The 5822-nt window shown below is 43.0% G+C and carries 6 protein-coding genes; all 6 read left to right on the forward strand.

Features of this window, described 5'->3' with window-relative positions; translation table 11 throughout:
- Positions 1-65: 65 nt before the first annotated feature.
- From QZR76_RS13995 to mnmA, 6 genes are read left to right on the forward strand one after another with little or no spacing between them, the layout of a single operon-like run.
- Positions 66-956 carry an LD-carboxypeptidase gene (locus tag QZR76_RS13995; RefSeq protein ID WP_294143417.1) on the forward strand — a complete coding sequence of 297 codons (891 nt, stop codon included), beginning with the start codon at positions 66-68 and terminating at the stop codon, positions 954-956.
- Between the two features lie 35 nt (positions 957-991).
- The gene (locus QZR76_RS14000; protein ID WP_294143419.1) at positions 992-2761 is read left to right on the forward strand and encodes a gamma-glutamyl-gamma-aminobutyrate hydrolase family protein; all 1770 of its coding nucleotides are present in this window, start codon (positions 992-994) and stop codon (positions 2759-2761) included.
- A gap of 30 nt (positions 2762-2791) precedes the next feature.
- Complete coding sequence (locus QZR76_RS14005; protein ID WP_294143422.1) at positions 2792-3436, forward strand: CoA pyrophosphatase; 645 nt, start codon at positions 2792-2794, stop codon at positions 3434-3436.
- Positions 3426-3899 carry a gliding motility lipoprotein GldH gene (locus tag QZR76_RS14010; protein ID WP_294143423.1) on the forward strand — a complete coding sequence of 158 codons (474 nt, stop codon included), beginning with the start codon at positions 3426-3428 and terminating at the stop codon, positions 3897-3899. Before QZR76_RS14005 ends, QZR76_RS14010 begins: the two co-directional genes overlap by 11 nt.
- An 18-nt stretch (positions 3900-3917) precedes the next feature.
- The gene (gene trmB, locus QZR76_RS14015; RefSeq protein ID WP_294143424.1) at positions 3918-4670 is read left to right on the forward strand and encodes a tRNA (guanosine(46)-N7)-methyltransferase TrmB; all 753 of its coding nucleotides are present in this window, start codon (positions 3918-3920) and stop codon (positions 4668-4670) included.
- 39 nt (positions 4671-4709) lie between these two features.
- Positions 4710-5795, forward strand: a complete 1086-nt coding sequence (gene mnmA, locus QZR76_RS14020; RefSeq protein WP_294143425.1) for a tRNA 2-thiouridine(34) synthase MnmA — start codon at positions 4710-4712, stop codon at positions 5793-5795.
- Positions 5796-5822 lie beyond the last annotated feature (27 nt).

The following is a 5822-nucleotide window of genomic DNA, read 5'->3' on the forward strand; positions in this document are numbered from 1 at the left end:
CAATTTACAATCGTCAATTTACAATTAAAAATCTTATCTTCGTACAAAAATAAACACGTTCAATTATGTTACGACCTATATATTTACAACCGGGAGATAAAGTAGCCCTGATTTCTCCGGCAGGAGTTCCAAAAACAGACAATATAGACCACGCCATAAGCCTATTGCGATCCTGGGAACTTGTTCCGGTTTTAAGCAAACACCTCTATGCCCGATGCGGACAACTTGCCGGAACCGATCAAGAGCGACTGGAAGACCTGCAAGTCATGCTCGATGACGAAGAGATCCGGGCCATCTGGTGTACGACAGGAGGATACGGCACCCTTCGTGTAGTTGAAGAAGCCGATTACTCCACCTTTCAAGGAAATCCCAAATGGATAATCGGAATGGACGATATCACCATTCTACATGCTAAACTCCATTTTTTAGGAATTGAAAGTATACATGCCTTTATGCCCGAAGACTATTTGACGACTTCTGCGGAGGCAATGACACAACTGAGAAATTTCCTGTTCGGAATCATATCCTCTTATTCCATTCCGCCCCATCCGCTAAATCGGATCGGATTCGCGGAAACGGAAATGGTCGGAGGAATGCTAAACTGGGTGCACAGTTTACACAATACCAGCATAGATCACAATACAAAAGGGACCATTCTTTTTATAGAAGAGAAAGGAAATAATATATACGATATTGACCGCAGCATCCAATGTCTGAAATATGCCGGACAATTACAACATCTTCAAGGACTAATCGTCGGAGAATTTGAAGAAAACGGAAATGCTGGACTCAAAGAAGAGGTTTATCACCTTATTCGGAAAGCCGTGGAAGGATACGACTATCCGGTTTGTTTCGAATTTCCTGCAGGACATATCCGGAATAATTTTCCGATTTTATTGGGAGCCAACACCGTACTTTCCGTGAGTCCTGAAAATTGCGAGATTCGCTTCACTTAACCATGAAATTAATTTTAGTAATATTGTTTAGTCTAATGAATACATCTATCTATCCGGCAGACCTGGAAATTTTAAACGATGCCATCGACGCCCGAGTTTCACATAACAATCGTCCGCTAATCGGCATCTCGTCCCATTTTAAGGAAGGTAATTCCTGCATCGATAACACTTACGTACACTCCGTTCTGCTTGCAGGAGGAATCCCTTTATTGATCCCCATGCATACAGACATCGAATCATTGAAAGATCTTGTTTCCCAATTGGACGGGCTTATACTAACCGGCGGAGGGGATATCAATCCGCTATACGCCCGCGAGGAACCGATCCCTGCTTTACAGGAGATGGATGCCTCAAGAGACCAATACGATCTTACACTTGTTAAATTAGCCGCCGACCGAAGAATTCCGGTATTCGGCATATGCCGCGGGCATCAAATCATCAATATAGCCTTCGGGGGGACCAACTATCAGGATATTTATTCCCAATGCCCCGGTAACATCTTAAAGCATAGCCAAAGTTTAAACAGAGAATACGGATCTCACTCCGTAAATATTGAAGAAGGAAGTGTACTTGCCAACATATTTCACAAAAAAAGCGTGATTGTCAACTCCTTTCACCACCAAGCAATAAAGGAGGTAGCCCCCGGTTTTAAGGTAACAGCGACCTCTCCGGACGGAATCATCGAAGCGATGGAGGGAATGCCGGAGTATCCTATATTCAGCGTACAATGGCATCCGGAAAAAATGGCCTCCCTTCCCAACGAACAAATGCTCGGGTTGTTTCGCTATTTCACGAAAGAAGCCAACTTGTTCAAACGGGCAAAAGAGATACACAAAAGAAGTTTTATCATCGACTCTCATTGCGACACACCTATGAAATTTACGGATGATTTCGATTTGGGAAAACGGACCTCCTTTACAAAAGTCGATCTTCCCAAAATGCAAGAGGGAATGGTTGATGCCGTGTTTATGGTAGCCTACCTGAAACAGGAGGAACGAGACGAAACAGCCTCTCAGGCTGCCACCCAAAAGGCAATTGACATCCTTTACAAGATTTCCGAACAGGTGGAACGTAACGCCGACCAAGTCGGCTTAGCCTACACGTTAGATGACCTCATCCAACTAAAAAACGAAGGGAAGAAAGCCATCTTTTTAGGTATCGAGAACGGTTATGCCATCGGAAAGGAGATTCGGAATCTAACTCTTTTCAAACAAATGGGAGTATCTTATATTACTTTATGCCATAACGGAAGTAACGATATTTGCGATTCCGCCAAAGGAGAAACGGAACACAACGGGCTAAGCGAGTTCGGGAAAGAGGTAGTTCGAGAAATGAATCGTTTGGGAATTATGGTCGACATTTCCCATACCAGCGAGAAAACGGTTTACGATGTTTTGGAAACAAGCAAAGTTCCCATCATTGCCTCCCACTCTTCCGCTAAAGCCCTTTGCGATCATCCTCGCAATTTGACGGACGACCAGATGAAAGCGATTGCGGCAAAAGGAGGTGTTATACAAGTATGTTTATACAATTGGTTTATCAGTAAACAACCGAACCCGAGCGTTTTGGACGCCATCAACCACATCAATCATATCGTTCGCCTCGTGGGAATAGACCACGTGGGTATCGGAACGGACTTTGACGGTGACGATACGGAAAAACTAAAGGGTTGTAAGGCTTCCAACGAATTGATTACACTAACGGTAGAATTACTTCGCCAAGGATATACTCCGGAAGAGTTGGACAAACTATGGGGAGACAATCTATTACGGGTTTTAAATCAGGTACAACAATATCAGGAATAAACTCTCGATAAAAACAAAACAATAGAAAAAGTGACATTATCCCGTATACAAGAAAAATTAAGTCAAGCCCTTCCCGGCGAAAAAGCACATGTTCGCATGGCTCCCTATCCCAAATTTATCGAAGGGATCGACGGAACACATACGACACCTCCGATTAAAAGTGCCGTCATGATATTACTGGTACCTTATCGGGACGAGTGGGCCATTCCATTTATCAAACGAGGAGAAGCCGGGAAATACCATGGAGGACAAATGGCTCTTCCCGGGGGCAAAAGCGAAGAGAAAGATATCAACAGTCGCAGTACTGCACTCCGGGAATGCCAGGAAGAGATCGGTGTTTCCCCGGAAGACGTTACGATCATGGGAAGATTAAGTGACGTTTATATCCCATTGAGTAATTTTAATATTACACCGTTTGTTGGAACCACGCCGAAAATACCTAATTTTGTACTCTCGAAAAATGAAGTGGAAGAAGTGATTCTCGTCCCGTTAAGTGAATTATTTGACGATAAAAACAAAACTTCTCTCTCTTTTTTCCGGTACGATCATGAAATTATAGCTCCCGGTTATAGAGTCAGGGAACATTTTATATGGGGAGCGACAGCCATGATGATTGCCGAATTGGAATATTTGCTGAAAGACGATGCAAAACCGTTTAATAAGGATGAAGAATAAGATCTACTGTTGGATAATATTATTAGGATGTACGGGATGCCATTTAGATCTCTCTTCCTATAAAAGCTATCACACGTTATCAAAAGAGACATGGATACGGGATAGTGTTATCACGTTTAAAACAAAAGATCTGCTCCCCGGAACATATCAACTGAAAATCGGGCTTCGTCACACGACGGATTATATGTACGCCAATTTAAGGTGTTTCTTATCCATCAATCGTAACAATCAATTCATCAAAATAGATACGATTAACTTGATCTTGGCCGATGAAAACGGAGATTGGCTGGGAGACGGGATGAAAGGATTGAAAACAATTATTCAGCCCGTTGGAAAAATAATCCCATCCGATTCATGCAGTAGTTACACCTTCTATTTGTGGCATACCATGCAGAACAAAGAGTTAAAAGGAATAAAAAATATAGGAGTCGAGTTAGAGCCCTCCGACAAACCAAAAGAGTAATTTTTCAAATAAACATACATGGGAAAAAACAAATTAGCCAAATTTGCTGAAATGGAGACGTTGAAAAATGTTTTCCAGCCTACCCGCGAAGAGGTTTTTCGTACCGATTATATTCTCAAAGGGAAATGGAATGAAAAAATTTTCGGCAACGACCATCCTATCGTGTTAGAAGTAGGCTGCGGAAAAGGAGAGTATACGGTAGGCCTGGCCCGGTTGTATCCCGAAAAAAATTTTATCGGTTTGGATATAAAAGGAGCCCGAATGTGGACCGGAGCCAAAGCGGCTCAGGAGCAACAATTGAATAATGTAGCTTTTCTCCGTACGCACGCCGAAATGTTGGAGTCCATTTTCGCCCCGGACGAAATTTCGGAAATCTGGATTACCTTTCCCGATCCACAAATGGCTAAAGCAAGAAAACGATTAACCGGAATCCGCTTTTTGGCACTATACCAAAAAATGTTGAAACCCAATGGAATTATCCATTTAAAAACAGATAGTCCTTTTCTATACCGCTATACGGACGAGGTGGTCCGGGTAAATCATCTGCCCAATTTTGTTAGCACGGATGATCTGTATCATTCCAACTACAACGACAGAATACTGAGCATCAAAACTTTTTACGAGCAACAATGGCTCTCTCGCGGCAAAACGATAAAATACCTACAATTCTCATTAAATCATGTCACGGAATGGATAGAGCCCGATATCGAACTGGAAAAAGACGATTACCATAGCGAAGCCCGGTTTATGAATAAAAAAGTCAACCCGTGACAGGAGGGACATTTTAATCCTGTTTTTAATCAACATCATATGGGAAAAAGAGTTTTAATGGCCATGAGCGGAGGGATAGACAGTACTGTCGGAGCCATGCTGTTACAAGAACAAGGATATGAACTGGTCGGAGTAACCTACCGGGTTTACGATCAGATCGCACAAGGATGCCTGGAAAAAGAAAAAGGGTGTTGTAGTGTTAACGCTCTTTTTGAAGCCAAGAATATGGCCCGGAAATTAGGGTTCGAACATCATATTTTGGATATTCGAAAAGAATTCGACTCTTTAGTCATTCGGAATTTCATCGATGAATATTTACACGGCCGTACACCTAACCCCTGTGTTCTATGTAATTCCACTATAAAATGGGGAAAGCTGATGGAAATGGCCGACTCTCTCGGTTGCGACTATATTGCAACCGGACACTACGCACGTATCGGACGTGAAAACGGACGCTATTTTCTCCGGAAAGGTATAGATGAAAGCAAAGACCAAACCTACTTTCTATGGACTCTCACGCAGGAAAACCTATCCCGGACAATCTTCCCGTTAGGAGAACTGACCAAACCCGAAGTTCGTCGGATAGCCTTAGAGCGGGGATACGAACAGCTCTCTAAAAAAAGCGAAAGCCAGGAGATTTGTTTTATCCCGAATAACGACTACCGCACCTTCTTAGCCGAACAGGTGGAAAATTTTGCAGAAGAATACGGCCCGGGGCTTTTCGTCGATACCTCCGGTAAAAAATTGGGAGAACACAAAGGATTTCCCAACTATACCATCGGGCAACGAAAGGGATTAGGAATCGCCTTGGGACACCCCATGTTTGTCGTTTCCATCAATGCCGAAAAAAATGAAGTCGTTTTAGGAACCAAAGAAGAACTACAAGGAAAAGAGTTCTATATAAAAGACGTGAACTTAATGAAATATCCTTCGCTTCCCTCAGGTTTCGACGTCGTAGCCAAAGTTCGTTATCGCAACCAGGGAGCTATCGCTTCCGTCTATCCGGAAGATAAACAGTTCCGTATCGTCTTCCACGAAGGTATGGACTCCATCACCCCCGGACAAAGCGCCGTCCTTTATGAAGGAACGGATGTCGTCGGAGGAGGAATTATTCGACTGAGATGAAGATTGTGGATTTTAAATTGACGATTT

Origin of the sequence: uncultured Sanguibacteroides sp., from assembly GCF_900543425.1 — a bacterium.
Taxonomy (GTDB): Bacteria; Bacteroidota; Bacteroidia; order Bacteroidales; family Marinifilaceae; genus Gabonibacter.